25 protein-coding genes and 2 pseudogenes are annotated in these 26,419 nt (G+C 54.0%); 19 read left to right on the top strand and 8 right to left on the bottom strand.

The features are described from left to right. Position 1: 1 nt before the first annotated feature. A complete protein-coding gene (locus tag ACSZO4_RS00135; protein WP_437886881.1) occupies positions 2-1,507 on the bottom strand; it encodes a CoA-acylating methylmalonate-semialdehyde dehydrogenase in 1,506 nt (501 codons plus the stop codon). 538 nt (positions 1,508-2,045) lie between these two features. Between ACSZO4_RS00135 and reiD the strand changes: the two genes are divergently transcribed. The 5 genes from reiD to ACSZO4_RS00110 all read left to right on the top strand — a co-directional run bounded on the left by reiD (position 2,046) and on the right by ACSZO4_RS00110 (position 7,224). After that, positions 2,046-2,870: a myo-inositol utilization transcriptional regulator ReiD gene (gene reiD / locus ACSZO4_RS00130; protein ID WP_437886880.1), complete on the top strand. Its 825-nt coding sequence runs from the start codon at positions 2,046-2,048 to the stop codon at positions 2,868-2,870. 188 nt (positions 2,871-3,058) lie between these two features. Continuing rightward, on the top strand, positions 3,059-3,964 hold the full coding sequence (iolE, locus tag ACSZO4_RS00125; RefSeq protein ID WP_437886804.1) for a myo-inosose-2 dehydratase: 906 nt from the start codon (positions 3,059-3,061) through the stop codon (positions 3,962-3,964). A gap of 17 nt (positions 3,965-3,981) precedes the next feature. Continuing rightward, positions 3,982-4,992: an inositol 2-dehydrogenase IolG1 gene (iolG1, locus tag ACSZO4_RS00120; RefSeq protein ID WP_437886803.1), complete on the top strand. Its 1,011-nt coding sequence runs from the start codon at positions 3,982-3,984 to the stop codon at positions 4,990-4,992. Between the two features lie 54 nt (positions 4,993-5,046). Then, on the top strand, positions 5,047-6,390 hold the full coding sequence (locus ACSZO4_RS00115) for a glycoside hydrolase family 30 protein (RefSeq protein ID WP_437886802.1): 1,344 nt from the start codon (positions 5,047-5,049) through the stop codon (positions 6,388-6,390). Between the two features lie 3 nt (positions 6,391-6,393). Next, entirely contained in the window at positions 6,394-7,224 is an 831-nt protein-coding gene (locus tag ACSZO4_RS00110) for a sugar phosphate isomerase/epimerase family protein (protein WP_437886801.1), read from the top strand. Here the strand turns inward: ACSZO4_RS00110 and ACSZO4_RS00105 are convergent. Together ACSZO4_RS00105 and ACSZO4_RS00100 are read right to left on the bottom strand one after the other, a co-directional pair. Next, positions 7,221-8,399, bottom strand: coding sequence for an MFS transporter (locus ACSZO4_RS00105; RefSeq protein WP_437886800.1), 1,179 nt, complete (start codon positions 8,397-8,399; stop codon positions 7,221-7,223). The genes ACSZO4_RS00110 and ACSZO4_RS00105 overlap by 4 nt on opposite strands. A 68-nt stretch (positions 8,400-8,467) precedes the next feature. After that, complete coding sequence (locus ACSZO4_RS00100; protein WP_437886799.1) at positions 8,468-10,405, bottom strand: bifunctional 5-dehydro-2-deoxygluconokinase/5-dehydro-2-deoxyphosphogluconate aldolase; 1,938 nt, start codon at positions 10,403-10,405, stop codon at positions 8,468-8,470. A gap of 409 nt (positions 10,406-10,814) precedes the next feature. On the opposite strand from ACSZO4_RS00100, the gene iolD reads away from it, so the two are divergent. Together iolD and ACSZO4_RS00090 are read left to right on the top strand one after the other, a co-directional pair. Next, the gene (gene iolD / locus ACSZO4_RS00095) at positions 10,815-12,755 is read left to right on the top strand and encodes a 3D-(3,5/4)-trihydroxycyclohexane-1,2-dione acylhydrolase (decyclizing) (RefSeq protein ID WP_437886798.1); all 1,941 of its coding nucleotides are present in this window, start codon (positions 10,815-10,817) and stop codon (positions 12,753-12,755) included. Positions 12,756-12,972: 217 nt separating this feature from the next. Continuing rightward, positions 12,973-13,785, top strand: a pseudogene (locus ACSZO4_RS00090) (TIM barrel protein). A gap of 102 nt (positions 13,786-13,887) precedes the next feature. On the opposite strand, the gene nadS reads toward ACSZO4_RS00090, so the two are convergent. Together nadS and yjgA are read right to left on the bottom strand one after the other, a co-directional pair. Next, positions 13,888-14,184, bottom strand: coding sequence for a NadS family protein (gene nadS / locus ACSZO4_RS00085; protein WP_437886797.1), 297 nt, complete (start codon positions 14,182-14,184; stop codon positions 13,888-13,890). Between the two features lie 215 nt (positions 14,185-14,399). After that, entirely contained in the window at positions 14,400-14,951 is a 552-nt protein-coding gene (yjgA, locus tag ACSZO4_RS00080; RefSeq protein WP_437886796.1) for a ribosome biogenesis factor YjgA, read from the bottom strand. A gap of 94 nt (positions 14,952-15,045) precedes the next feature. Here yjgA and pmbA point away from each other — a divergent pair, with 94 nt between their 5' ends. Beyond that, positions 15,046-16,398 carry a metalloprotease PmbA gene (gene pmbA / locus ACSZO4_RS00075; protein ID WP_437886795.1) on the top strand — a complete coding sequence of 451 codons (1,353 nt, stop codon included), beginning with the start codon at positions 15,046-15,048 and terminating at the stop codon, positions 16,396-16,398. A gap of 54 nt (positions 16,399-16,452) precedes the next feature. Next, positions 16,453-16,842, top strand: coding sequence for a cytochrome b562 (cybC, locus tag ACSZO4_RS00070; protein WP_437886794.1), 390 nt, complete (start codon positions 16,453-16,455; stop codon positions 16,840-16,842). Positions 16,843-16,880: 38 nt separating this feature from the next. Here the strand turns inward: cybC and ACSZO4_RS00065 are convergent, their stop codons facing one another. Beyond that, positions 16,881-17,825: a quinone oxidoreductase family protein gene (locus tag ACSZO4_RS00065; RefSeq protein ID WP_437886793.1), complete on the bottom strand. Its 945-nt coding sequence runs from the start codon at positions 17,823-17,825 to the stop codon at positions 16,881-16,883. A gap of 112 nt (positions 17,826-17,937) precedes the next feature. On the opposite strand from ACSZO4_RS00065, the gene ACSZO4_RS00060 reads away from it, so the two are divergent. Beyond that, a complete protein-coding gene (locus ACSZO4_RS00060) occupies positions 17,938-18,828 on the top strand; it encodes a LysR family transcriptional regulator (protein WP_437886792.1) in 891 nt (296 codons plus the stop codon). A gap of 159 nt (positions 18,829-18,987) precedes the next feature. Here the strand turns inward: ACSZO4_RS00060 and ACSZO4_RS00055 are convergent. Both ACSZO4_RS00055 and ACSZO4_RS00050 read right to left on the bottom strand, forming a co-directional pair. Further along, positions 18,988-19,543 (bottom strand): annotated as a pseudogene (locus ACSZO4_RS00055) (hypothetical protein). Next, positions 19,536-19,931 carry a DUF6088 family protein gene (locus ACSZO4_RS00050; protein WP_437886791.1) on the bottom strand — a complete coding sequence of 132 codons (396 nt, stop codon included), beginning with the start codon at positions 19,929-19,931 and terminating at the stop codon, positions 19,536-19,538. The pseudogene ACSZO4_RS00055 and the gene ACSZO4_RS00050 overlap by 8 nt, the downstream one beginning before the upstream one ends. 473 nt (positions 19,932-20,404) lie before the next feature. Here ACSZO4_RS00050 and ACSZO4_RS00045 point away from each other — a divergent pair, with 473 nt between their 5' ends. The 9 genes from ACSZO4_RS00045 to ACSZO4_RS00005 form a co-directional block, all read left to right on the top strand. Further along, positions 20,405-20,725, top strand: a complete 321-nt coding sequence (locus ACSZO4_RS00045) for a glycine dehydrogenase (RefSeq protein ID WP_437886790.1) — start codon at positions 20,405-20,407, stop codon at positions 20,723-20,725. Between the two features lie 10 nt (positions 20,726-20,735). Further along, the gene (locus tag ACSZO4_RS00040) at positions 20,736-21,098 is read left to right on the top strand and encodes an SFCGS family glycine-rich protein (protein WP_437886789.1); all 363 of its coding nucleotides are present in this window, start codon (positions 20,736-20,738) and stop codon (positions 21,096-21,098) included. A gap of 2 nt (positions 21,099-21,100) precedes the next feature. Further along, positions 21,101-21,400, top strand: a complete 300-nt coding sequence (locus ACSZO4_RS00035; RefSeq protein WP_437886788.1) for a DUF4312 family protein — start codon at positions 21,101-21,103, stop codon at positions 21,398-21,400. A 22-nt stretch (positions 21,401-21,422) separates the two neighbouring features. Next, entirely contained in the window at positions 21,423-22,199 is a 777-nt protein-coding gene (locus ACSZO4_RS00030) for a DUF4311 domain-containing protein (protein ID WP_437886787.1), read from the top strand. Positions 22,200-22,208: 9 nt separating this feature from the next. After that, positions 22,209-22,850: a DUF4310 family protein gene (locus tag ACSZO4_RS00025; RefSeq protein ID WP_437886786.1), complete on the top strand. Its 642-nt coding sequence runs from the start codon at positions 22,209-22,211 to the stop codon at positions 22,848-22,850. 42 nt (positions 22,851-22,892) lie between these two features. Further along, complete coding sequence (locus tag ACSZO4_RS00020) at positions 22,893-24,026, top strand: amidohydrolase/deacetylase family metallohydrolase (protein ID WP_437886785.1); 1,134 nt, start codon at positions 22,893-22,895, stop codon at positions 24,024-24,026. Further along, positions 24,010-25,128 (top strand): DgaE family pyridoxal phosphate-dependent ammonia lyase, encoded by a 1,119-nt coding sequence (locus tag ACSZO4_RS00015; RefSeq protein WP_437886784.1) that lies wholly within the window; start codon positions 24,010-24,012, stop codon positions 25,126-25,128. Before ACSZO4_RS00020 ends, ACSZO4_RS00015 begins: the two co-directional genes overlap by 17 nt. Further along, positions 25,125-25,865: a 2-dehydro-3-deoxy-phosphogluconate aldolase gene (dagF, locus tag ACSZO4_RS00010; protein ID WP_437886783.1), complete on the top strand. Its 741-nt coding sequence runs from the start codon at positions 25,125-25,127 to the stop codon at positions 25,863-25,865. The genes ACSZO4_RS00015 and dagF overlap by 4 nt, the downstream gene beginning before the upstream one ends. Before the next feature lie 242 nt (positions 25,866-26,107). After that, positions 26,108-26,419, top strand: a 312-nt coding sequence (locus ACSZO4_RS00005) for an IS110 family transposase (RefSeq protein ID WP_437886782.1), incomplete at its 3' end; no start/stop codon positions are given.

The following is a 26,419-nucleotide window of genomic DNA, read 5'->3' as shown; positions in this document are numbered from 1 at the left end:
GTTAGCCAAGGGTTGGCATACTAAACTCAGAAACAATCTGTTGCCCGTTTGGCCAGCGGGTAGTGACGGTTTTCATGCGGGTATAGAAGCGCACGCCGTCTGGCCCATGGACGTTAAGCGCACCGAACACGGAACGTTTCCAGCCGCCAAAAGAGTGAAACGCCACGGGCACCGGAACCGGAATATTCACACCCACCATGCCGGCTTCCACTTCCTGCACAAAATCGCGGGCATAGTGGCCGTTGGTGGTGAAAATTACGCTGCCGTTGCCAAACTCATGAGCATTGACGGTGCGAATAGCTTCGGCATAATCCGCCACGCGCACAATCCCTAATACCGGCCCGAAAATCTCTTCACGCCAGATGGTCATATCGGTGGTCACATGGTCGAACAGCGTACCACCAACAAAGAAGCCATTGGCATGACCTGGGACACGATAGTTGCGACCATCGATCAGCAGTTTTGCGCCTTCACGTTCGCCTTTATCGATATAGCCGAGTACTTTTTGCTGATGCGCGCGGGATACCACCGGGCCCATCTCGTTTTCCTGCTCGCCACGAACATCGCCGGGGCCAATACGCAGGGCTTTAATCAGCGGAGTCAGGCGGGCAATCAGTCGGTCTGCGGTGTCGTCCCCGACAGCTACCACCACCGGTAAGGCCATGCAACGTTCGCCTGCGGAGCCGTATGCGCCGCCCATGATCGCACTGACGGTGGCGTCGATATCCGCATCCGGCATGACAATCGCGTGGTTTTTCGCCGCGCCAAACGCCTGCACCCGTTTGCCGTGTGCGCTGGCCGTGGTGTAGATGTGCTCGGCAACGCCGGAGGATCCGACAAAGCTCACGGCCTGAATTCGTGGATCGCTGGTCAGCAGACTGGCTGCTTCATTACCACAGTGCACCACGTTAAAGACGCCATCCGGCAGGCCTGCTTCTTTTAGTAACTCGGCAAGACGCAGCGAAGCAGAGGGAACCGGAGCCGGTGGCTTAAGGACGAAGGTATTGCCGCAGGCCAAGGCGATAGGGAACATCCACATTGGCACCATCGCCGGGAAGTTAAACGGCGTGATGCCCGCCACTACGCCCAGCGGCTGCATTAAAGAATAGCTGTCAACGCCGGAGCCGACGGTGGCAGAGTATTCACCTTTACTCAGGTGGGGAATGCCGCAGGCAAACTCAACCACTTCCATGCCGCGGGTCAGTTCACCCAGCGCGTCTGACCACACTTTGCCATGCTCACTGACGATAAGCGCTGCCAGTTCATCCCGGTGCTGCTCAAGTAATGCATTGAATTTAAAAAGAATACGGGCACGACGCAACGGCGCGGTTTTACTCCACGCCGGGAAGGCCTGATGCGCGCTGCTGATGGCATCGAGCATCTCCTGGCTGGTGCTTTGCGTCACTTCACGAATGATTTCACCCGTGGCCGGATTGGTGACCGGCAGGGTTTCACCGCTGCTGCTCAGACAGATTTTACCGTTGATAAAGTTACCGACTGTTTCCATCACTATGTACCTTCTTGAAAAGAATTCTACGATGCTAAGTTGCACCGGCACCTGGCTGGCGGGGTGCAAGAACCGATGAAAAGTATGCCGTACCAATGTAATTTTTTGAACTAAAAATTTCAAATTTAATTTTATGGAATTTAGTTTTGATTGTTTGATAGCGTAACCACACAGCAAAAGAGCATGTTTACTAAACACATTTCGTGTTTAATTGCATGTATTTATTGTTTTATTTGCCTTTTCAAGGCCGTGGATTCTAAAACGTGTATACAGAGTCTGAAGGATTTTATGATCTGCATAGCATTTTTATTTCATTTTAAGTGGTATAAAAATTCAATATGCAGTCTGAAAGTGAAACGTAAAAACAGCGTGATGGATGTACAACCGATGAACGACTGCGGGGGCTTGCGAGCAGGGCTGATTCGCTCAACGCCGTAAGCAAATTAGTGCCAGATCCTGGCCTCTCATCGCCAGAGGAAGTCAATTCATGCGTTTGTGCTTCTGTCCGTTAGAACGTGAAAATAAAACCCTGCCACAGCTGGTGTATGTCAGCCAGGTTAGCGAGAGCGAGGGGCCTTTTGTGCGTTTTATGCATATGCACCCGCAAACCGTCGAACTGATTCTGATTACCGAAGGTGAAGGGGAATACTTTATTGGCGACAGGATCTACCCGGTACGTAAGGGCGACCTGCTGGTCTACAACAGCCAGGTGGTGCATGACGAATACCTTGAGAGCGGCCGTCCTGTTGGCACCATCTGTTGCGCCATCAACCACATCGAACGCCCCGGACTGCGCGCCAATGCGTTGATACCGGATGCCAGGGTGCCGGTTATTCCCCTTTACCACCATTATGAAACCGTCCTGAAGTTGATGAGTTCCATCTTCACGATGATTAATCAGCGGGCGGTGGATGGCCCGGCGATGGCGCAGTTGCTGACCCGCGTGCTCCTCAAATATATCGAAGGCAATGTGCTGCTGTGCGTCGATAACGACGAGATTGCGCGTAATGATAATCTGCTGGACGTGATCAAAAATTATATTGACCTGAACTTCTCCGAGCCTATTCGTCTCGAAACGCTGGCTTCAAAATTTAATGTCAGCCCCTGGTTTGTCTCCCATGAATTTAAACGCCGCTATGGTTATGCCCCTATGGATTACCTTATCAAACGTCGTTTGGGTGAGGCACAATCCTTGCTGACTACCGATGACGGTGGCCGGGAAAAAATAACATCAATAGCTTATCGGGTTGGCTTTAGTAATCTTAGCTACTTCCAGTATTACTTTAAAAATAAAGTCGGAAAAACTCCTGGGCAATACAGAAAAGATTATCGGAAGGCGAACTTTTTATTTGCTGAAGGGTGACGCTTTAATATGGGTTGGCAGAATCAGCATAACCCACCCGTAGATTTGTGATCTATGACGCTTTTTACCTTCCCCCTTGCTACAAGAAACATAAAGTATTTCCCGGCGCAAAACGTAACATATCGCTATAGCAAGGGTTACTGAATGAAAAAGGTCATCAACATCTTCATTATGCAGGAGTCAGTGGCATGTACAGCGTTAAAAAGAGTATCAAATGGGGCATTGCGCCGATCGGATGGCGCAATGATGATATCCCGGAAATTGGCAAAGAAAACACCTATAAGCAGATCCTGAGCGATGCCAGGCTGGTGGGGTTTGCCGGTACGGAAATCGGTGGATGCTTTACTCAGGACACTGATGAACTCAACAAAGAGCTGGCGCTGCGTGAGCTGGAAGTACCCGGTCAATGGTTTTCCTCTTATATCATTCGAGACGGTATTGCCGCGGCTAAAGAAGCCTTTGAGCAACACTGCGCCAGGCTGGAAAAAGTGCATGCTTATATTGCCGTGGTGTCGGAACAGACCCGGAGCGTGCAGGGGATTATTGATAAATGTGTTTATACCCAGAAACCCTATTTCAGCGATAGCGAATGGGCTTTATTGTGCTCCGGGTTGAATGAACTCGGCAAAATCGCCAATAAACACAATCTTAAACTGGCTTTTCATCATCATATGGGGACCGGCGTTCAGACATTACCGGAAGTCGATCGGCTGATGGAAAATACCGATCCGGAATATGTACATCTGTTATTTGATACTGGCCATATTTATGTTTCTGATGGCGAGGTGCTGCCGTTAGTGAAAAAACATTTTGCGCGCATCAGGCATGTTCATTTTAAAGATGTGCGTAATGAAAAATTAGTCGAGTGCCGTCTGGCGCATAAATCTTTCCTTAATTCATTCCTCGATGGTGTCTTCACCGTTCCGGGTGACGGGAGTATTGATTTCAAAACAGTATTAACCTTCCTGGTTGAACATCAATATCAAGGTTGGATCGTCGTTGAAGCGGAACAGGACCCTAATAAATACAACCCATTAGAATATGCGCAAAAAGGCTGGAAGCATATTAATGAGTTATTGAAAGCTTATCTCTGATAAAAGGAAAACAGAATATGAGTTTACGTGCAGGTATTGTTGGTATCGGGGCCATTGGCGCCGATCATTTACGCCGCCTGGCCAACACCGTGTCTGGCGTCGAGGTTGTTGCCGTCTGCGATATTGTGGCGGGCCGCGCGCAGGCAGCCCTGGATAAATTCGCCATCCAGGCTCAGGACTATAACGACTATCACGACCTGGTGAATGACGAAAACGTTGATGTGGTGGTGATCACTGCCTCTAACGATGCGCATGCCGATATCGCCGTGGCCGCCCTTAAGGCCAAAAAGTATGTATTTTGCGAAAAACCACTGGCGGTCACTGCCGTTGATTGCCTGCGGGTTATCGACGCTGAGCAGAAAAATGGCAAACGTATGGTGCAGGTGGGCTTTATGCGCCGTTACGACAAAGGCTACGTCCAGCTGAAGCAGATAATTGATAGCGGTGAAATAGGCCAGCCGCTGATGGTTCATGGTCGCCATTACAATGCCAGCACGGTGCCGGGGTACAAAACACCGCAGGCAATCTACGAAACGCTGATCCACGAAATCGACGCCCTGCACTGGCTGCTCGACGATGACTACAAAACGGTTAAGGTGTACTTCCCGCGCCAGTCGAGCCTGGTGACGACGCTGCGCGATCCCCAGGTGGTGGTGATGGAAACCACTTCTGGTATCAATATCGTGGTGGAAGTGTTTGTGAACTGCCGCTACGGCTATGACATTCACTGCGATGTGACCGGCGAGACGGGGCTGGCTGAACTGCCAACGGTGGCCAGTGCGGCAGTGCGTAAGGCGGCGAAATACAGCACGGATATTCTGGTGGACTGGAAGCAGCGCTTTATCGAAGCCTACGACATTGAATTCCAGGACTTCTTTGATCGCCTGAATGCTGGTGAAGCGCCTGCTGGGCCGACCTCGTGGGATGGCTATCTGGCTGCCGTCACCGCCGATGCCTGCGTGAAGTCACAGCTGTCTGGTGAAACTGAGCTGGTCGAACTGCCTGCTAAGCCGGACTTCTACAAATAATCTTCCTGTTAAAGATGGGCTGCGGCCCATCTTTTTTGCCCAGAGATCCTCCCTATGCAAGGCAGACTTATTTCTACCGATCCGCGTCAGCAGCGTTTTTTTGTTGCCACAACGCTGACGTTTTCCCCCCGCGATACCAGCAATACAGAACTTATCAAAGTCTTTCCTCGCCATACTCTGCAGCGCATTGATGGCTTCGGCGGCAGCTTTACGGAAGCGGCCGGATTCGTTTTCAACAGCATGAGTGCCGGGTGCAAAAAACAGTTTCTGGATGACTATTTTTCGCCGCAAAAACAGAACTACAGCCTGGGACGTATGCCTGTTCAGAGCTGTGATTTCTCGTTAAGCAATTATGCCGGTGTGGAATCGGATGCGGATCTGCAACGGGGCAATCTCTCTTTTGTCCGCGACAGGGCTAACCTGATCCCGCTAATTTGTGCGGCGACAGAGGTCAACCCGCAGCTGGCGCTGATGGCGTCTCCCTGGAGCCCGCCGGGATTTATGAAAACCAACAACCAGATGAACGGTGGCGGCAAGCTGCGTCGGGAGTATTACCAAGCCTGGGCTGAAGTGATCGTTCAGTATCTGCTGGAATATCATCGCCATGGCATCCGCGTGACCTCGCTGTCGATTCAAAACGAGCCGGTGGCAGTGAAAAACTGGGAATCCTGCCTGTATAGCGTGGAGGAAGAGACCGCGTTCGCGGTGAAATATCTGCGGCCGATGCTGATGCGCTACGGCATGGAAGAGATGGAAATCTATATCTGGGATCACGATAAAGACGGATTAATCGAGTGGGCCGAAGCGGCTTTTGCCAGTCATGACAATGATGCAGGGATTGATGGCCTGGCATTTCACTGGTACACCGGCGATCACTTTTCCCAGCTTCAGTATCTGGCCCAGTGCCTGCCGGACAAGAAACTGCTCTTCAGCGAAGGTTGCGTGCCGATGGAGCATGGCAGCGGAAGCCAGCTCCGCCATTGGCATACCTATCTGCACGATATGATTGGCAATTTCAGGGCGGGCTGCACCGGGTTTATCGACTGGAATCTGCTGCTTGATAGCCAGGGCGGGCCGAACCATCAGGGCAATCTGTGTGAAGCGCCAGTCCAGTACGATCAGGCGCACGATGAGCTGCGTTACAACCTCTCCTGGTATGCCATTGGTCACTTCAGCCGCTATGTTCGCCCTGGGGCAAGGGTGATGCTGTCCTCCTGCTTTGATTCGCAGCTGGAAGAGGTCGGGTTCGTCAATCCGGACGGTGAACGGGTGCTGGTGGTCTACAACCCAGAGCCCAGGGAAAAGTCCTGCCGCATTATGGAGGGCGAAAAAGAGTATCGACTGACGCTGCCGGGGCAGGGAGTGGCGACGCTAACCTGGTATCCGCAAGGGGAATAGAAGATGAAACTCGGTATCAATGAAGCCACCTGCATGAAAAATTCGTCGCTAAAACAGGACATTGCTCTGGCTGAACGCTGGGGTTATGACTTTATCGAGCTACGTCTTGATATGCTCAAAGTCTGGCTGCAGGAATATTCTCTTGAACAACTGGCGGGATTTTTTGCCGCCAGCCATCTGAAGCCCTGGGGATATAACTCAATTGAAGATATCACCTTCTGCGACAGCGAATGCTGGCAGGAGAAGCGGGCGCTACTGAACTTTGCCTGCGATGCCGCGACCGTAGTGGGCGGTGATTGCGTGGTGGTGGTGCCGACCATAAAGGCCGGGCAGCACTGGAAACGCGCCGCAACCGTTAAAGATTCGGTTAACCGCCTGCGGGAGATGGCGGAAGTGGCGGGAGAGCGGGGAATGCGGCTGGCATTTGAGCCGATTGGTTCGCAAAGTTGTTGTGTGCGCAGCCTTGAGATGGCGATGGAGATTGTCGATAGCGTGGGTCTGGAAAACGTCGGACTGGCGCTGGATGCGTTTAACATCTATCTCAACGATCGCTGGCAGGATCTTGCGCTGTTACGCCAGATCCCGGTAGAGAAGATCTTTGTCTATCACATTGATGATGCCGATAATTTACCGCTGTCGGCGCTCGATCATTGCCACCGTGTTTTTCCGGGCAACGGCGTGATCCCCCTGCATGACATTACCCGGGAACTGGTGGCCATGGGCTATGACGGCATCTGTTCGCTGGAGCTGTTTAACCCCGGCTACTGGCAAATGCAGGCCGAGGACGTGTTTGCCATCGGCGCGCAGAAAACCCGGCCTTATCTACAGCCTTAGGCCGCTTGCAGTAATCTTCTGATGATAGCCGCCCCCAGCAGCGCGCAGGCGGAGGCTATCAAAAATACCTGTTGATAGCCGATCCAGGGCGTCAGCAATCCTGCCAGCGGCCCCGTCAGGCCGTAGGCCAGATCCTGAAAGGCCGACCAGGTGCCCAGCGCCGTCCCCCGAATGTCCGGTGACACCCGGCGCACCACCCCCACACCCAGTGACGGAAACATCAGCGAGCAGCCGCAGCCTGTCAGAGCGGCCCCCAGCAGGGCGAGAGCTGGCGAGGGGGCGTCCCAAAGGATCAGCAGACCGATGCTCTCAATCAGCATTGAGCAGGCCGCGACGCGAACGCCGCCAAAATGGTCGGGTAAATGGGAAAAAAAGAGGCGAACGGCGATAAATGCGCAGCCAAACAGGGTCATGGCAAAACCGGCATACTGCCAGCCTTTTTCCTTAAAATAGAGCACCGCAAAGGCGCTCAGACAGGCGAAGCCAATCCCCTGCAACACCAGGCCGATACCCGGTCGCCACACTTGCTGAATCACCTTCCGCATGGCCGGGCGCTGGCGGAAAACCGGCGCATTGCCGGGCAGGCCAAGGGTCAACAGGGCTCCTGCGAAGGGTAAAAACAGTGACACCAGCGCCAGTTCCCTGAGCCCGCAGTGGGAAAAGAGCGCCAGCCCGAGTGGCGCACCGGCCGCCAGCGCGCCATAGGTTGCCATACCGTTCCATGAAATCACCCGCCCGGCATGATTCGCCCCTGCAAGCCACATGCCCCAGGTTAAATTTCCGGTCAGGATAAAACTCTCTCCCAGCCCAAGCAGCACCCGGCCGACAATGAGCAGGCTCCACGCCAGCAGCGGTTGCGACGACATTAACGCACTTGCCAGCATCAACAGCCCGGAAACCGCGCAGCACAGCTGACCGCTTATCACCGTCCGGCGGCCGCCGCGTTGATCCGCCATCCGCCCTGCCAGGCCCCGGCTTAGCAGGGTCGCGATAAACTGGCTGCCCACCGCAATCCCCATCATCAGATCGTTAAGCGCAAGCTGCTGCTGGACATAAAGCGGGAGCGTTGCCAGCGGCAGGCCGATGGTCAGATAAGTGAGAAACATCGCCGCGCTGATGCGCAGTAGCGCAAAACCTGGTGCATTGGCGATACTTACTGGCGGGATTGTGGACATGACGATTATCTCGTTTCAACAACATAACGCCTGCCGCATTATTGCAGCAGGCGTGCGTCAGGGAGGGGCTAGCGTGCGGGGCGGTACTCTCTCCAGTAGCCAATCAGCGTGCGGTATTTCTCTTTCACCGCATTTATCAGTTGCTCGTCACTAAAGTGTTTACTGAGCCACTGGCGTGAGGGTTCACCGAAAATCGTGCGGCCTACCGCAAAGCCTTTTACCCAGGGGGCATCGGCTGCAGCGGCAAAGCCGGCTTTCAGTTCACTCTCCGGCGCATCCAGACCGAGGATCAGGATCCCCCGGCATTGTGGATCGAAATGTTCAATATGCTGGCTGATTTGCTGCCAGCGAGCCGGATGCAGCGGCGGCAGTTTCCACCAGTCAGGCTGGATGCCAAGCTGATACAAGTGCTCAACAATGTTGACGTAGTGGCGTTCATCCTGGTCAGGATTATCACGCGGCAGGATCACCTCCAGCAGCAGGTCGTGCCCGGATTTGCAGCACGCCTGATAGACTTCATTGATCAGCGCTTCCTGCTCTTCGCGCACGTTCTGAGCGTCGTCAGGATGGTAGAACACCAGGCATTTCACCACATGCTCCAGCGGCCAGTCGATCAGCTGCGAACCAATGTTACCGTGCTCAAGGCGCAGCGGATGCGAACCAGGCATTTCAATCGGTCGGCCAATCCACCAGCCTTCGCCGGTCACGTCATTTAACACATTCTGGCCGAAGGTGGTATCTGCAAGAATGCCGCTGTTATGCTTCAGCCCCGCTTCCTGCGCGGCTTCGCGCGCTCCCTGCAACAACAGTTTTTTCAACTGCGGGATGGCCGCCACGCTGGCCCCGACCTCTTCGGCAATATCGACCAGCTGTTTACGGTGATCGAAGGCAAAGACGCAGAGTTCCGGCCAATGCTGTTTGCGGGTCGTGACCCGGTGCAGATGATTCAGTCGCGCATCCTGGTCCGGACGCGCAACGGCGTGCTCGCGAGCGAGGTAGTCGTCCAGCTCCTGTTTTGTCGGCATGGCCGGTGCGCAGCCGTGACGGGAGACCACCAGCGCGCCGCAGGCGTTAGCGTAACGACACGCCTGTTCCCAGCTTTCGTCATTCAGCCAGCCGCGCAATAGCCCTGACATAAAGGCATCGCCTGCTCCCAGTACGTTCAGAACTTCGACGCGCACGCCGCTTTGCAATTTGACCTGTGACCAGTCATCGGCAATAGCCCCTTCAAATACTGAGCAACCCAGCGCGCCCCGTTTACAGACCAGCACCGCATCAGTTTTCTCGCGCACATGTTGCAATGCGGTGAGGGTATCGGTGCTGCCACCGGCGATATGAAATTCTTCTTCAGTGCCGACAATCAGATCGAAATGGTGCAGCACTTCCTGCAGCTGCCGGGTGACCTGCTCAGAGGCAATAAAGCGCGTTTCACCGTCGCCCAGAGACGTCAGCCCCCAGAGCACCGGGCGATAATCGATATCCAGCGCCCGGCGCAGGCCATGTTTCGCGGCATAGTCCAGTGCTTTCAGGACCGCAGCCCGGGTGTTGGGATGCGACAGATGGGTTCCGGTGACCGCCAGAGCGCGGGAGGAGGCCAGATAGCTTTCGCTGATGTCCTCCGGCGTCAGCGCCATGTCTGCACAGTTGTCGCGGTAGAAGATCAGCGGAAAGGTGTCGTTGTCTTTGATCCCGAGGATCACCAGCGCAGTCAGTCGCTCATGATCGGTTTTCAGACTTTGGGTATCCACGCCAACCCGATTTAACTCCTCACGAATGAAGCGGCCCATATGCTCATCGCCAACCCGTGCCAGCATCCCGGAGCGCAGCCCCTGAATCGCGGTGCCGTAGGCCACATTGCCCGATGATCCGCCCAGATACTTCGCGAATGTCGTCATGTCTTCCAGCCGTGAACCAATTTGCTGCCCGTAAAGATCGACCGCGACACGTCCCAGACAGACAACGTCCAGCGCCCTGTGCTCGCCCGTTAGTGCTTTATCCATTGACATACCCTCGTCAGAAACTGATGTGATTTTCTGCTCATACTAAGGTTTGATGATTTCATTTTCAACAATAATGAAAATTTTATTTTTATATTTAATTTGAACAAGATCACAAAAAACGACAGTTTCATGTTAATGAAAGTCTGTATTAATTGATGTGAACTTTTATAGTTAATTGATTTTAAAAATAAAATTAACAATTCATTAAAAATGAAAGAAAAATTTCGTATTTAGCGACAAAGCGCAAAAAATCGGAATTTTTTAACCGCTTGTTGATCTTCTTCGCATAAGTGGAATATAAATTCCATATAATCAGTGTAATGGAAATTTCCATTCTGATTACGCGTATTTTTAATGTGGGGTCTGACGGGGCGTAAGCCGCTCAGCCAATGACCGATAAAAGCAGGTGGGGTAGATGAAAACAATCAGGTTGACCATGGCGCAGGCACTGGTGCGCTTTCTTGACAATCAGTATATCGACGTCGACGGCCAGGAGATCAAATTCGTTAAAGGGATCTTCGCGATTTTTGGTCACGGCAACGTCGTCGGTTTAGGCCAGGCGCTGGAAGAGGACTGCGGCCAGCTCAGCGTTCATCAGGGGCGAAATGAACAGGGTATGGCGCATATCGCCACCGGTTTTGCCCGGCAGAAACTTCGCCAGCAGATTTATGCCTGCACCTCTTCGGTGGGGCCAGGGGCGGCGAATATGATCACCGCAGCGGCAACCGCGACAGCCAACCGCATTCCTCTGCTACTGCTGCCGGGGGATGTCTATGCGTCACGCCAGCCCGATCCGGTATTGCAGCAGATTGAGCAGGAGCACGATCTGAGCATCAGCACCAATGATGCGTTCCGTGCGGTGAGCCGGTACTGGGATCGTATTACCCGCCCGGAACAGCTGATGACCGCCTGCATCAGCGCCATGCGGGTGCTGACCGACCCGGCGGATACCGGGGCGGTGACCCTCTGCCTGCCGCAGGATGTGCAGGGGGAAGCTTATGACTATCCTGATTATTTCTTTAAACGCCGGGTCTGGCGTCTGGAGCGGCACGCGCCTACCGCTGCGATGCTTGCCGAAGCGGTAGAGGTCATTCGCCGTAGTAAACGACCGCTGGTGATCTGTGGCGGTGGCGTGAAATATTCCCAGGCCGAAGCGGCGCTGCTCGATTTTGCCCAGCGCTTTGGCTTGCCCATTGGCGAAACCCAGGCCGGGAAGGGGGCGCTCAGTTCCGAACTGGTGCTTAACGTGGGGGGGATTGGCGAGACTGGATCGCTGGCCGCCAACCTGCTGGCGAAAGAGGCCGATCTGGTGATTGGGGTCGGGACGCGCTACACCGATTTTACGACCTCCTCAAAATGGATTTTCCAGCACCCGGATGTGCGGTACCTCAATATCAATATCAGCCGTTTCGATGCCTGTAAGCTTGATGGCGTGCAAATGCAGGCGGATGCGCGTGAAGCACTGACGCAGCTGAGTGAGCAACTGGGGAAAACCGGCTACCGCAGCCAGTGGGGCGAGGAGATTGCCAGCGCTCAGGCGCGCTACAAAGCCGAAGTGGAACGCGTCTATTCGCTGGAATACACCGGCGATGACTTCCAGCCGGAAATTGACGACCATCTTGATACCCGCAAAGTTTTTGCCGAGTTTCAGGAGATCACCCGTTCCTGCCTGACGCAAACCCGGGTTCTGGGCGTGCTGAACAGACAGTTACCGGAAAACGCACTGATTGTCGCGGCGGCAGGCAGCCTGCCGGGGGATCTGCAACGCGTCTGGCAGAGTCGGGGCGACAATGACTATCACGTTGAGTATGGTTACTCCTGTATGGGCTACGAGGTGAATGCGGCACTGGGGGCAAAACTGGCTCAGCCTGAGCGCGATGTCTACTGCTTCGTGGGGGATGGCTCCTTTATGATGCTGCATTCAGAGCTGGTGACCTCGGTACAGATGGGGAAAAAGATCAACGTCATCCTGCTGGATAACATGACCAACGGCTGTATTAACAACCTGCAAATGGGCCATGGAATGAACAGCTTCTTTACGGAGTTCCGTTTCCATCAGCAGGAGAACGGACGCCAGGAAGGTGGGTTAATCCCGGTTGATTTTGCCCGTATTGCCGAAGGTTATGGCTGTAAGAGCTATCGGGTTACCACCCTCGAGGAGTTACAGGCCGCGCTGGCTGATGCCCGGCACCAGACGGTGAGCACGCTGATTGATATTAAAGTGCTGCCCAAAACGATGGTGGGCCAGTACCTGAGCTGGTGGCGAGTCGGAGGCGCTCAGGTATCCCAAAGCGAGCGTATCCTGGAAGTTTCCCGCCGGCTTAACGAACATATCGGGCAGGCCAGACAGTACTGATATGCGTTTTTCCCACCACGCGCGCCGGACAGGCGCGTTTTTTCTGGCTGATTTCAGCCTGCGCAGGATCCATCAGCCGCTGGCGGGGCACTGTGATAAACGTCACTAAATGCGCTGTTTTTTTAGCCAAATAGTCAAAGTAAGTCTCTGGTTCTGGTCGTAAATTGTGCTGATGGATTGGGGGATTTTATGCATTCAGGGTCTGACTGGAGGATATATGAATATTGCAAGAGACCGATTCTGTGTTAACCGCAAAATTGCGCCAGGGTTATCTATCGAGCGCTTTTTTAAACTGGTACAACGCCTGGGTTTACATAAAGTCTAGCTGCGTAATGATATGCCGGGTGGCAGCATCACCGATGAGTTAAGCCCTGCGCAGGTGGCGGAACTCGCGGACAAACATTGTCTGGAGATCCTCACCGTTAATGCGTTGTATCCGTTCAACCAGCTCAGTGAAGAGATGCTGAAAAAAGCGGAAGATCTGCTGCGTGACGCGCAACGGGTCGGCGCCAGAGCTTTGGTACTTTGTCCATTGAACGAGGGGACGCCCGTCGCTGATGCAACGACCATCGACGCCATCAAACGACTGAGTGGATTATTTGCCTCTGTCGGGATTCAGGGGTTTATCGAGCCTCTGGGTTTCCCGTTCAGCTCACTGCGCTCGGCGGTGCATGCCCAGCGGCTGATCCACGCAGCAGGCTCGCCTTTTAACGTGCTACTGGATACCTTCCACCATCATCTTTATGAGGAGGCGGAAAAGGAGTTTGCCGCGCATATTGATGTCTCTGCGATAGGCCTGGTACACCTTTCCGGCGTTGAAGATAAGCGCCCGATTACCCTGCTCACCGATGAAGAGCGAGTGATGCTTAGTGATAAAGATGTGCTGGAGAACAATCGTCAGGTGAAACGGCTGGAAGCGATGGGCTATCGCGGTAACTACTCTTTCGAACCGTTTTCGTCAGCGCTGGCGGACTGGAGCGAAGCGGAAATCGAAAAACAAATTGAGCACAGCATTGCCCTGCTGAAATAACGCTTTTTCAGTGACATACCGCCGCGCCATCTGATGGGAATGGCGCGGCGTTATCTTTTTATTCTTTCGCTATTTGTTAACAGCAGGCGCTTTTGTCGTACTTTAAATGGCTTTTAGCTGATTAATAACAAAAGGATTCGCCTGTAAAAGGAGAAGAAGTTTTCTCGGTGCTCCGGTTGGCTGGCGTCGTTTTGACTCCCAGCTTTTCACCAGGTCATAGCTCACGCCGACTGCTATGGCAAAGTCCTGTTGTTTTAACCCGGTTGCTTCACGAATCGCTTTAACGTCAATTTCGCTAAAGGTATGAACATGTTCTGGCGCAGGTGTTTGTTCACCTTTTTCAATTCTTACCATCTCTTCTGCACTGGCCAGCAGATCGGCAAATAATTCGTCTTTCATCGTTATCTCATCGCTCTCTTATTCCCTGATAGTAGCACGATGCTTTGTTATTTTAAGTGTACGGAGTACATGCGTAAAGTTTTTTCATGTACAGGGTACATTTGAAATAGTAGGGGGGAGTCATTCAGCGGCGAGAAAAATACTGGGGTATGGAAATAGAACTCGGTAAAGAAAAGCGATGTGCGGAGGTGAGCCCCGCACATCTGAGAAGGAGGTTATTCCTGACCTTCTGCCAGCTCGCGCAAATACTGGAAAATCAGACGAGAAGATTTCGGCGGCTTATTGCCTTCTTTCTCTTTTTTGGCATTACGGATAAGCGAACGCAGTTGCTGACGGTCGGCGTCAGGCCACAGGCTCATTACTTCTTCCATTGCCTCGTCGCCATTTTCAATCAGGCGATCGCGGATCTGTTCCAGTTTGTGGAACAGCGCCACCTGCTGGTTATGGCGGTTTTTCAGCTTATCCAGCGCCTGGCGAATGGGGTCAACGTCGCGCTGACGCAACATTTTGCCAATCAGCTGCAGCTGGCGGCGGCGACCTTCTTTCTTGATACGTTGGGCGAGTTCGATCGCGGCGCGCAGATCCGGGTCGAGCGGGATTTTATCCAGCGCGTTTTTGCCCAGTTCAACCATTTCCAGGCCGAGCTGCTTTAACTCTTCGGCATCGCGCTTAATTTCACTTTTACTGACCCAGATTATCTCATCATCTTCGTCCTCGATGTCGTCACCGGGAACGTCGTCGAGCCAGTCTTCGGGCTGCTTTGTCATCTATGGCTCCTTAAAAAAGAGGCTAATGTTACCAGTTAAGGTGCGCACTGAAAAACGGTTCTCTGTTAGACTTCAAATTATCTCTCCTTTAATTATGGCATTGGCGATGAAAGTAATCACACAAGTTGCACAACAACGTAAAGCACTGGAAGAGGCGGTCTCTACCGCACTGGAACTGGCGGCGGGTAAATCAGACGGCGCGGAAGTTGCCGTCAGCAAAACCACCGGCATTAGCGTCAGTACGCGTTACGGTGAAGTGGAGAACGTCGAGTTCAACAGTGACGGCGCGCTGGGTATCACGGTGTATCACCAAAACCGCAAAGGCAGCGCTTCATCGACCGATTTAAGTCCGGACGCCATTGCCCGCACGGTGCAGGCGGCGCTGGACATTGCCCGCTACACCTCCCCGGACCCCTATGCCGGAGTAGCAGAAAAAGAGCTGCTGGCGTTTGAGGCACCGGATCTGGATCTGTTCCATCCGGCGGAAGTCTCCCCGGATGAAGCTATTGAGCTTGCTTCACGGGCTGAACAGGCGGCACTGAAAGCCGACAAACGCATCAACAATACGGAAGGTGGCAGTTTTAACAGCCATTACGGGATTAAAGTCTTTGGCAACAGCCACGGTATGTTGCAGGGTTACGCATCAACCCGCCACTCCCTTTCAAGCTGTGTGATTGCCGAAGAAAACGGCGATATGGAACGCGATTACGCTTACACCATTGGGCGTGATATTCGCGACCTGCAAAGCCCGGAGTGGGTAGGTGAAGAGTGTGCCCGCCGTACGTTGTCCCGTCTTGCGCCGCGTAAGCTGTCGACCATGAAGGCCCCGGTGATTTTTGCCAATGAAGTCGCAACCGGCCTGTTTGGTCATCTGGTTGGCGCCATTGCGGGCGGTGCGGTGTACCGCAAATCAACTTTCCTGCTGGACTATCTTGGTAAACAGATCCTGCCGGAATGGCTGACGATTGAAGAGCATCCGCATCTGCTTAAAGGCCTGGCTTCCACTCCGTTTGACAGCGAAGGGGTACGTACCGAGCGCCGCGATATTATTAAAGAGGGCGTACTCACCCAGTGGCTGCTCACCAACTATTCTGCGCGCAAACTCGGGCTGAAAAGCACCGGTCACGCGGGCGGCATTCACAACTGGCGTATTGCCGGTCGCGGCTTAGGCTTTGAGCAACTGCTTAAGCAGATGGGCACCGGCCTTGTGGTGACCGAACTAATGGGTCAGGGCGTCAGCGGTATTACCGGGGATTACTCCCGTGGCGCGGCGGGGTTCTGGGTGGAAAACGGTGAAATCCAGTATCCGGTGAGTGAGATTACCATTGCAGGAAATCTTAAAGATATGTGGCGTAATATTGTCACTATTGCTGACGATATCGAAACGCGTAGCAACATTCAGTGTGGTTCAGTGTTGCTGCCGGAGATGAAAATCGCCGGCCAGTAATACCGGGGCGCTGCTATAGCGCCTCACTTCAATAATAAAAAAAGGAAGTGAGCAATGCGGAAAAAACTGCTGGCAATGTTAGCTGTCTCTACCCTTGTCCTCGGTTCGGCGCAGGTCTTTGCCGCCGATCTTGAAGAGGACATGGACACCCTAAATGCCAATCTCAAAATTGTCGAAAAAGCGGATGACGCAGCGACAATCAAAGAGGCATTAAGCAAAATGCGCACTGCCGCCGTGGATGCGCAAAAAGCGACGCCAGTCAAACTGGAAGGTAAAGCGCCAGACAGCCCGGAGATGAAAGATTATCGCCAGGGCATGGAGACGCTGATAACTCAGATTGACGGGGCGCTGAAACTGGCCACTGAAGGTAAAGTGCAGGAAGCCAAAGCGGCTGCTGAAGAGTTTAAAGCGACCCGCAACAGTAATCACAAGAAGTTCCGCTAAATCTCCCGAAGCAGGGCGCTGGCCCTGCTTTTTCCCTCCTATGGGATAAGCACGATTTTGCCGCTAAATGCCCGGTCCTCCAGCAGGCGATGCGCTTTTGCTCCTTCATTAAGGGCAAATGTGGTGATGGTCGGTAAGGCAACATAGCCTGCATCAATCAATCCAAAAAGACGATCTGCGCGTAACTGCCGTTCTTCACGCGATGTTAAATAAGTCCACAAATCTGCCCCCAGAACACCAGAGGATTTCAGCAGAAAATCAGCCGGATCCACCGCCGGGATCTGTCCACCCGACATGCCAAACAGCACCACCCGGCCGCCCTCTTTGATGGCCTCCAGGCTTTGCAGCAGGGTGCTGCCAACGGAGTCAAAAACGATGTCGCAGCCTGCTGCCGCTGTTTGCCAGTTGTCGTAACCCACCGCGATGTGCGCGCCATGCGCAAGGCAGATTTCCTGCTTCTCCAGGCTTGATGCCACGGCGACCACCTGTACTCCCCGGTGAACCAGCATTTGCGTGAGCAGGCGTCCAACGCCACCTGCCGCCGCCAGTACGGCAACATGCATCCCTGGCAATACGGGTAGCACGTCATGAATCAGGTAATCGGCGGTCAGCCCCTGCAACAGCACGGCGGCGGCCTGTTCTTCGCTCAGCCAGTCGGGCAAGTGAATGGCGTGGGTTTGCGGAACCAGGATATGGCTGGCATGCGCCAGTGGCACATCGCTAAAGCCAATGCGATCGCCTGGCTGCCAGTCCGTCACGCCTGCGCCCACCTGCACCACCCGCCCGGCGCCTTCATAACCGGCAGTCCATGGGGCAAGTCCTGCCAGCGGATAGCGCCCCTGGCGGCGATAGACGTCGGCGAAGTTCAGCCCGGCGGCAGAGACTTCAACGAGAATGTCGCCTTCTCCTGGTACTGGCGTGGCGCTGTCGCGCAGGAACAACACATCGGCAGAACCAAAATGACTGAAAACCAGTGATTGCATAATAGAATGACCGAATAAAATAGGGGCTCATCATTATCAGTTGCAGTATGGTGAGGATAAAGCGTGCTTTGCTATCATGATTTGATAGTAAAAATTTATAATTGAGAGCGGCATGGACTATATCAAATGCGTTGAATCCTTTGTTCGCACGGTAACCTGCGGCAGTTTTACCGCCGCCGCTGATGAGCTGGGGATAACGCCAGCGATGGTGGGCAAACATGTTCAGGAGCTGGAGCGCAGAACAGGTTGTCAGTTACTTCATCGTACCACCCGACGCCAGGGGGTGACCGATGCTGGTCAGCGCTTTTACCAGATTGGTCTGCAAATCCTTGCCACCGTCCGCGAGGCGGATGGGCTGGCCAGCCAGCTTAATGAAAATGTCGCCGGTCTGCTGCGTATCAGCGCCCCCGTCACTTTTGGTCACCAGGTACTGACGCCGATCCTTGCACGCTTCTTACAGCAGCATCCGGGCGTGGATGCACAAGTGGTGCTGAGTGACCGCAAAGTGGATCTGATTGAGGAGCGTTTTCACCTGGCGGTCAGGATCGGCACTATTAACGATGACGGGATGATTGCTGTTCCCCTTCCGCCATACCGGATGCTGCTGGCGGCTTCTCCTGACTATTTGCAACGCCAGGGGATACCTCTGAAGCCTGACGATCTGAAACAGCATCATTGCATCAGTTTTAGCCAGTGGCGATCGGATCATCGCTGGTCTCTGCAGGGCCCGTCCGGCAGCTATGACATCCCGATAACGCCCCGTCTGATGGTCGATTCCGGCGAGGCCATTCGCCAGGCCGCGCTCTCCGGGCTGGGAATTGTCCTGCACTCCACCCTGACTCTGCAGCGCGATATTGACGAAGGTCGGCTCTGCCAGGTGTTACCAGACTACTTACCGCCTGAACGACCTATGCATTTGCTGCGCCTGCCGGTCAGGCCGCGACTGCCCATCGTTTCGTCTTTCACTGACTTCTTTCTGAATGCGCTGCGTTCCGGGGCATGATCCTATCTATATAATGATTAATCCTTTGATTTAAAAATAAACGATTATTTTAAATAATGTATTAACATCGATACCAACAGATTAACTCTTTGATTTTGTGACTCGAATTGGGACTGGGCTTGTACAGGAAGGTATTAATAATCGAGAATATATTTGGCGCTATGCATCCACTACATCCAATGCCGTTTTTCGAAAACTGGCATAGGCCTCTTCCCATGAAACGTGGTTTTCACCGAATACCATTGGCGTGACGAACTGCAGATAGCGTTCCTTGTAAACAGGATTGCTCGCCAGTTCTTCCAGCCCCATTTTCAGCTCTTCAACAGGCGACTCGCAGAATTCAGGATGCTGAGCGCCGTAACGTTCAATATCCTGATCAATGCATTTTTGCACGAAGTGCTTCAAAACTGGAATATCAGCCCCTTTCTCTCTGACAATACAAAAATTATCGTAGATATGACGCACCAGTGACTCATCCACTGCTCGTTCAACATCACGCATGCTTGCAGCCGTTCTGCGCATCATAGATATCAGCTTTTCAGCCTGCTTTTGACAATGCAGTTCCACCGGCAAAAACCAGTTGATGCGTATCAAAAGCCAGAGGCTGGAGCAACCGCAATAATTCCACGATGTAATAATCTTTCTCTACAATGGCAACGGATCCAATGCCCAGAGCATCGGCCACGTCCGGGAATAACTTTGTTAAATCATCCATTTAATTTGCTGTTCCCTACTGACAACGTTCTCTTAAAGCGTGGTGAGGTTTTGATTTCCAGTGATGCGGGGATTTGAGTGGATTGACCGCTATTATAGGCGCTTGTCGCCCCAACCAGGCGGTAATCCACTTTCAGACGTTCCAGGGCCTCAATCACAACCGCAGCGGAACCTCCGGGAGCAGCAGGCATCAACTTACCGGTAATCGCATTTTGCCGCGCTTTAGTGTAGACGCCATAGCCTACTTTCAGCAGTTGTCCTTCCTTCACCAGTGTACGCAGTGCTCTACCAATTTGGTCGTAGCCAGCAAGATCTTTGAAATCGTCACGAGTGAAAACATAACGCTTTGAGCGTTTCAGTCGTGACTGAATACGAGCTTTTGTGGTCATGTTATCCTCCTTTGAACACTTATTCACCATAGCAAATATACGACATTTTTAACAGCAAACATACGACACCAGGCTTACCGTTCAGCCGCCCTTTTTGTGAGTATGCTGAGAGCGATCAGAAGAATTTCACTGTTCTTGAGATAACCATACTCTTTGTAAATGCGTTTACATGTTCCTTCGCCGCTAAGTACGATGCTTTTTCACATAAGAAACCCTTATCACTTCACACTTTGCTCTTCCTGTCTGACGTTTTTTATCCTTATTTCCACGGTGTTTTCCGCATAATTTACGTAAAGATGTGACCTTCATAGTTTCAGTTGCCTGCAATCTGCCTGTTTATGTGGCGTAGATCACTAAGGGCATCTTCCTTTCCACTTCGAAGTGGAAAACTCCTCGCTACAAACTCTTAACCCGCAACGTTAGTTTTATTGCAGGCCATTAACGGGGTAAGACGAGTGAATAACGGAGCGGGAATGAACGACGCCGGAGACTGGGCTTTGCAAACGGCAACCCTGGCCGAACGCATGCTGCCAAGGGTGTATGCCCTGCTGAGTCTGCACAACATTGTACCCAACGCAGTGCAGCAACAAATGCTGACCTCCCACCTTCGCGCTATGGCACACCGTTCGGTGACCGGCGAGCCGCTGCCGGACGTGGAGGCCAGCCTGTTTGACGAGATTTCGCCGGAGTCGATGAGCCTGGCTCATGACGTGGTGGCGGAGTTTGGCAACCTTCCGCAAGAAGAAGCCTGGCTGCTGTCGGTGCACTTCGAAGTCGCAAAAGAGAATCTTTAAGGAGCGAACAATGGAACAGATTACGGTGGTGATTGGTGACCGTCTGGGTAAAGGCCAGAAAGTGGCCGCTGGGGTAGAAAAAGCAGGTGCCCGGGCCGTGGTAGTACCGGGTGTGGCGGCAGATATGAAGCTTGGCGACATGATGAAAGCGGAAAACGCCACCTTTGGTATTTCGTTTTGCGGCAGCGGCGGTGCCGGAGCGATTACCGCACAGACCAAATATGGCTACAAAGCCAAATACGGAATGCGCTCGGTGGAAGAGGGCGTCACCGCCATTAACGAAGGCTGCACGGTGCTGGGTTTTGGCTTTATGGATAAAGAAGAGTTGGGCGAGCGTCTGGTGCAGGCGTGGCAGAAAAAATACGGCGCATAACCATGAAAGAACACTTCACCACCACGGTCAGGGTTAAGGGTAAGGGCGAAAGTAAAACCCGCGCCTTTTCCGATGCGCTGAACCATGTCCAGGCCGCGGTGATGAAAGGATCACCGCATATTTTACTGCGCATTGAGCCACAGGATGTGCAGGTTGTTCAGGCGCAGGAATCGACGCGGAAGGAGGCCTTTTTATTCTTCTTTCTGCGCCGCGAAAGACGTGCGTACAGCGTGGAGCTGGACGTGACTGTCAACGTGACGGCCATCAATCTCGACAACGTGGATTTCGTCACGCAACGCTGATTTTTACTGAAAGGGCAGACTGATGTTCTTAATTATACTCATAAAATCGCTCATTATCGGCGGCCTGGTAGGCGTCGGTGTGGGAGCCGGGGCTGCACGCATGTTTCACGCGCCGACCACGCAGGGAATGGGCGCATTTCGTACCCTCGGCGAACTGAACTCCTGCGAAGGGGATCCGGCGTCGCACTTTTCCTTTGGTTTAGGCTTCTTCTTTAACGCCTGGGCATCGTCCGTGGCGGCGGGCGCGTTCACCCAGGATGTTGATCACCGCATCATCCCCAACTGGGGGGCGGCAGCCCTGATGGTGAAAAACCGCAATCTGGGCGCAACACTGCACAACCCGAAAAAAATGGCGCTTGCCTGTGGACTGGTCGGCATGATCGTCGTGACCTTCCTTAATCTGACTGCCTCTTCTGTTCCGGCGGCATTGCAGGTCACGGCGGTGAAGGTACTGGTGCCTGCGGCGAACCTGCTGGTGAATACCGTGATGCCGGTGATTTTCTGGCTGGCGGCAATCGATGCCGGTAAGAAATCTGGTTTCTGGGCTACCGTTTTTGGCGGCGCAGCGCAGCTCATTATGGGGAACGCCGTACCGGGCCTGGTGCTGGGTATTCTGATCGGTAAAGGGGTGGAAGAGAGCGGCTGGAACCGCGTCACCAAAGTGATGATGAGCGCCATTGTGGCCCTGTTCGTCCTCAGCGCCTTCTTCCGTGGTTTCGATCTGAAGATGATCGAGTCCTTCCACCTGAGCGCGCCGAACTGGCTGGAGCTCATCCATAACTCGCTCAGCGGCAAGTAAGGAAAGACGATGGAACAGAATAAAGGGTTTTGGTACGCCGACTGGTCATTCCCAATTTTCGTCGGTCTGCTCTCATCCGGTGTTTTTGCCGGAACACATATGTACTACCTCTACGGGATTGGCGCTTTTAACGAAGTCGCTTTTGTGTCGATGCTGCGTGCAGGTATGGACACCGGCGTCTACGGCGCGGTGGCGGCCTTTGGCGCGAGCTTCCTGTTTGCCCGCATTATCGAAGGATCGCTGGTCGGGATCCTCGACATCGGCGGCGCTATCCAGACCGGCGTGGGCTTAGGGGTTCCGGCGCTGCTGCTGGGGGCGGGATTTGTCTTTCCGGTGGCGAACTTTGTCGCCTCGCTGGCAACCGGCCTGCTGATTGGCCTGGCGATTGGCTATCTGATCATTCTGGCGCGTAAGTTCACCATCAACCAGAGCGATTCCACCTACGGGGCGGACGTGATGATGGGGGCGGGTAATGCCTCAGGCCGTTTCCTCGGGTCGTTGATTATTCTCAGTGCGATGACCGCCTCCATTCCTATTGGCGTTGGCTCCCTGTTGGGCGCGCTGCTGTTCTACCTCTGGCAGAAGCCGATTACCGGGGGCGCTATTCTTGGCGCCATGCTGCTGGGCTCACTTTTCCCAATTGCTCTTTGACCCGACCGGGCGCAAAAGCGCCCGTTATCACTGGAGAGACGCATGTTTGATTTACTTCTGCGCCGTGCGCGTCTGGTGGATGACAGGCTGACGAATATTGCCATCCAGGATGGCAAAATTGCGGCTGTTGGCGAGATTAACGCCCCGGCAGATAAAACCCTGGAGCTGGCAGGAAAGCATTACGTCAGCGCTGGCTGGATTGACTCCCATGTCCACTGTTATCCCAACTCACCGATTTATAACGACAAGCCGGACAGCGTCGGTATCGCAACAGGCGTGACCACGGTGGTTGACGCAGGCAGCACCGGTGCCGATGACGTCGATGATTTCTACACGATCACGCGTGACGCGGTGACTGAGGTCTATGCGCTGCTGAATATCTCCCGCGTGGGGCTGATTACGCAAAATGAGCTGGCGAATATGGCGAATATTGACGCCGCCGCCGTGCGCGATGCGGTGAAGCGTTATCCGGATTTTATCGTCGGTTTGAAGGCGCGAATGAGCAGCAGCGTGGTCGGCGACAACGGTATTACGCCACTGGAACGCGCGAAGGCGATGCAGCAACAGAACGGCGATTTACCGCTGATGGTGCATATCGGCAATAACCCGCCAAACCTCGACGAGATTGCCGAACGCCTGAGCGCCGGGGACATCATTACCCACTGCTATAACGGCAAGCCTAACCGCATTCTGACGCCATCCGGCGAACTTCGGGCCTCCGTTACCCGGGCGATTGCCCGTGGCGTGCGCCTGGACGTGGGCCACGGCAGCGCCAGCTTTAGTTTTGCGGTGGCGCAACAGGCGATTGCGGCAGGCATTTTGCCGCACACCATCAGCTCCGATATCTATTGCCGCAATCGAATTCATGGCCCGGTGTATTCCCTGGCAAAAGTGATGTCCAAATTTCTCGCTATCGGAATGTCACTGCCCCAGGTGATCGCCTGCGTCACCGACCATGCCGCCGAGGGTCTTTGTCTGCGCCGCAAAGGGCGGCTGGCGCCAGGCTTTGACGCTGACCTGACCATTTTTGACCTGCGCCGTCAGCCGGTTCTGTTTACTGACGCGGAAAATGACAGCTTACAGGCCGACCAGTTACTGACGCCACTGGCCGCCATTCGTGCGGGCAAGGGCTATATGACCGAACAAGGGAGTGCAGAACATGCCTTCGATTTATGAGAAATACAATTTAAAACAAGTGATTAACGCATCAGGGCGCATGACCGCGCTTGGTGTCTCTACGCCGCGCCCGGAGGTGGTCGAGGCGGTGCTAAGTGGTATGAACCACTACTTCGAAATGAAAGATCTGGTGAATAAGACCGGGGAGTACATCGCCAGATTACTGGAGGTTGAAGGAGCAACCGTGGTCTCCTGCGCCTCGGCAGGGATTGCTCAGTCGGTGGCGGCTGTACTGGTAAAAGACAGTGACTGGTTGCTGGAAAACCTGCACCGCACGCCGATAGAAAACAACGAAATCGTCCTGCCGCGTGGGCATAACGTCAACTTCGGCGCGCCGGTGGGCACCATGGTGGCTCTCGGGGGAGGCAAAGTGGTGGAAGCCGGTTATGCCAACGAATGTTCAGCAGAGCAACTTGCGGCTGCCATTTCGCCACGTACCGCCGCGGTCCTGTTCATCAAGTCACACCACTGCGTGCAAAAAAGTATGCTCAGCGTTGAGCAGGCCGCCGTGGTGGCGCGCAAACATAACCTGCCGCTGATTGTTGATGCCGCAGCGGAAGAGGATTTGCAGCGTTATTACCGTGCAGGCGCTGAGCTGGTGATTTACAGCGGCGCGAAGGCTATCGAAGGGCCAACCAGCGGTCTGGTGATCGGCAAAACCCAGTATGTTGAGTGGGTTAAACGCCAGGCTGGCGGAATTGGCCGGGCGATGAAAGTGGGGAAAGAGGGCATTCTTGGCCTGACCTGCGCCATTGAACACTTTCTGAGCGCCAGTAAAGAGAGTGGGGCGGAGATGGTGGCCAAAATGACCCCCTTTATTGACCAACTGAACACCCTTAATGGCGTCAGCGCCCGCGTGGTGTGGGACAGTGCCGGGCGTGACATTGCCCGCAGCGAAATTAAATTTGATGAAGCCATCACCGGCGTTGCCACCGCTGAGCTTGTCAGCGCCCTTAAACAGGGGGAATACGCTATTTATTTCCGTGGCTACAAAGCCAATGAAGGGATTATTGAGGCCGATGTCCGCAGTGTGAGTCCGGCGCAGCTGGCTATCGTGGCAAAGCGCATTGCCGAAGAGTTGAACAAGGAGCAAACCGCATGAAACTGACCCCCAATTTTTACCGTGATCGCGTCTGTCTGAATGTCCTGGCAGGTAGCAAAGAGAACGCCAGCGCCATTTTTGAAGCCGCCGAAGGTCATGTGCTGGTGGGCGTGCTGTCCAAAAATTACCCGGACGTCGCCACGGCCGTAGCGGACATGCGTGAGTACGCAGCGCGCATCGACAATGCACTCTCCGTTGGTCTGGGCGCGGGCGATCCGAACCAGTCAGCGATGGTGAGCGCTATCTCCCGCGAGGTACAACCCCAGCATGTTAACCAGGTCTTTACCGGGGTGGCGACCAGTCGCGCCTTGCTCGGGCAATCTGCAACAGTTGTCAACGGGCTGGTCTCCCCAACGGGTACGCCAGGGCAGGTTAAGATCTCCACCGGGCCTCTTAGCAGCAAGAGCGCTGACGCGATTGTGCCGGTGGAAACGGCCATTGCGTTGCTCAAAGATATGGGCGGCAGCTCAATAAAGTATTTTCCGATGGGCGGGCTGAAATGTCGCGAGGAGTATCAGGCCGTGGCTGAGGCCTGTGCGCGTGCTGACTTCTGGCTGGAGCCGACGGGGGGGATAGATCTGGAAAATTACGCGGAGATTTTACAGATCGCGCTGGATGCAGGTGTGAGTAAAATCATTCCCCATATTTATAGTTCTATTATTGATAAGGCGAGCGGCGATACCCGCCCTGCGGACGTCAGCCAGTTGCTGGCAATGACCAGACAGCGCGTGGGTTAAGACACCCTCACCCCGGCCCTTATGTCTTGACCTTCCCCGCTCAGGCGGGGAAGATCCCCGACTGATCATCGGGGGGGTTGTCGGTGAGCATCACCCGGCCCTGGTGCCTCTGAGCCCGTGGGAGAGATTATGCCCCGACAACCCATTTCCCTGTCGCCTCAAGACCGAACGGTATCCTGTGCCACTGAGCACCCACATATAAGGATGGTCCGGCGATTATATTCATAAGGTTACGGAGTGGCATGATGAACCTCATTCCTGTCGGCGTGGATATCGCCAAAGCAAAATTCGATGTCGCTGTCCTGTTACCCACACAGAAATATAAAACCAAAAAATTCGCCAACACTCCTGCCGGATGCCGTGAGTTCCTGGCCTGGCTGGAGCGCTTTGGCGACTGCCACGTATGCATGGAAGCCACCGGTTGCTATAGCGCTGAACTTGCCACTCTGCTGGCTGACAGCGGCTGCAGGGTAAGCCTCGAAAATCCGGCGCGCATCAGCGCTTTTGGCAAGACTGAACTGACCCGCAATAAGACGGATAAAAGCGATGCTGCA

It is taken from the genome of Phytobacter sp. V91 (genome assembly GCF_965644225.1).
Classification (GTDB): domain Bacteria; phylum Pseudomonadota; class Gammaproteobacteria; order Enterobacterales; family Enterobacteriaceae; genus CBFFRJ01.
This window is presented reverse-complemented; position numbering and strand designations above follow the sequence as displayed.

Excerpts from the sequence above, each read along its gene's own strand:
- ACSZO4_RS00135 (WP_437886881.1), bottom strand. The coding sequence starts at position 1,507 with ATGGAAACAGTCGGTAACTTTATCAACGGTAAAATCTGTCTGAGCAGC.
- iolE (WP_437886804.1), top strand. The coding sequence starts at position 3,059 with ATGTACAGCGTTAAAAAGAGTATCAAATGGGGCATTGCGCCGATCGGA.
- iolG1 (WP_437886803.1), top strand. The coding sequence starts at position 3,982 with ATGAGTTTACGTGCAGGTATTGTTGGTATCGGGGCCATTGGCGCCGAT.
- ACSZO4_RS00115 (WP_437886802.1), top strand. The coding sequence starts at position 5,047 with ATGCAAGGCAGACTTATTTCTACCGATCCGCGTCAGCAGCGTTTTTTT.
- ACSZO4_RS00110 (WP_437886801.1), top strand. The coding sequence starts at position 6,394 with ATGAAACTCGGTATCAATGAAGCCACCTGCATGAAAAATTCGTCGCTA.
- ACSZO4_RS00105 (WP_437886800.1), bottom strand. The coding sequence starts at position 8,399 with ATGTCCACAATCCCGCCAGTAAGTATCGCCAATGCACCAGGTTTTGCG.
- ACSZO4_RS00100 (WP_437886799.1), bottom strand. The coding sequence starts at position 10,405 with ATGTCAATGGATAAAGCACTAACGGGCGAGCACAGGGCGCTGGACGTT.
- iolD (WP_437886798.1), top strand. The coding sequence starts at position 10,815 with ATGAAAACAATCAGGTTGACCATGGCGCAGGCACTGGTGCGCTTTCTT.
- nadS (WP_437886797.1), bottom strand. The coding sequence starts at position 14,184 with ATGAAAGACGAATTATTTGCCGATCTGCTGGCCAGTGCAGAAGAGATG.
- yjgA (WP_437886796.1), bottom strand. The coding sequence starts at position 14,951 with ATGACAAAGCAGCCCGAAGACTGGCTCGACGACGTTCCCGGTGACGAC.
- pmbA (WP_437886795.1), top strand. The coding sequence starts at position 15,046 with ATGGCATTGGCGATGAAAGTAATCACACAAGTTGCACAACAACGTAAA.
- cybC (WP_437886794.1), top strand. The coding sequence starts at position 16,453 with ATGCGGAAAAAACTGCTGGCAATGTTAGCTGTCTCTACCCTTGTCCTC.
- ACSZO4_RS00065 (WP_437886793.1), bottom strand. The coding sequence starts at position 17,825 with ATGCAATCACTGGTTTTCAGTCATTTTGGTTCTGCCGATGTGTTGTTC.
- ACSZO4_RS00060 (WP_437886792.1), top strand. The coding sequence starts at position 17,938 with ATGGACTATATCAAATGCGTTGAATCCTTTGTTCGCACGGTAACCTGC.
- ACSZO4_RS00050 (WP_437886791.1), bottom strand. The coding sequence starts at position 19,931 with ATGACCACAAAAGCTCGTATTCAGTCACGACTGAAACGCTCAAAGCGT.
- ACSZO4_RS00045 (WP_437886790.1), top strand. The coding sequence starts at position 20,405 with ATGAACGACGCCGGAGACTGGGCTTTGCAAACGGCAACCCTGGCCGAA.
- ACSZO4_RS00040 (WP_437886789.1), top strand. The coding sequence starts at position 20,736 with ATGGAACAGATTACGGTGGTGATTGGTGACCGTCTGGGTAAAGGCCAG.
- ACSZO4_RS00035 (WP_437886788.1), top strand. The coding sequence starts at position 21,101 with ATGAAAGAACACTTCACCACCACGGTCAGGGTTAAGGGTAAGGGCGAA.
- ACSZO4_RS00030 (WP_437886787.1), top strand. The coding sequence starts at position 21,423 with ATGTTCTTAATTATACTCATAAAATCGCTCATTATCGGCGGCCTGGTA.
- ACSZO4_RS00025 (WP_437886786.1), top strand. The coding sequence starts at position 22,209 with ATGGAACAGAATAAAGGGTTTTGGTACGCCGACTGGTCATTCCCAATT.
- ACSZO4_RS00020 (WP_437886785.1), top strand. The coding sequence starts at position 22,893 with ATGTTTGATTTACTTCTGCGCCGTGCGCGTCTGGTGGATGACAGGCTG.
- ACSZO4_RS00015 (WP_437886784.1), top strand. The coding sequence starts at position 24,010 with ATGCCTTCGATTTATGAGAAATACAATTTAAAACAAGTGATTAACGCA.
- dagF (WP_437886783.1), top strand. The coding sequence starts at position 25,125 with ATGAAACTGACCCCCAATTTTTACCGTGATCGCGTCTGTCTGAATGTC.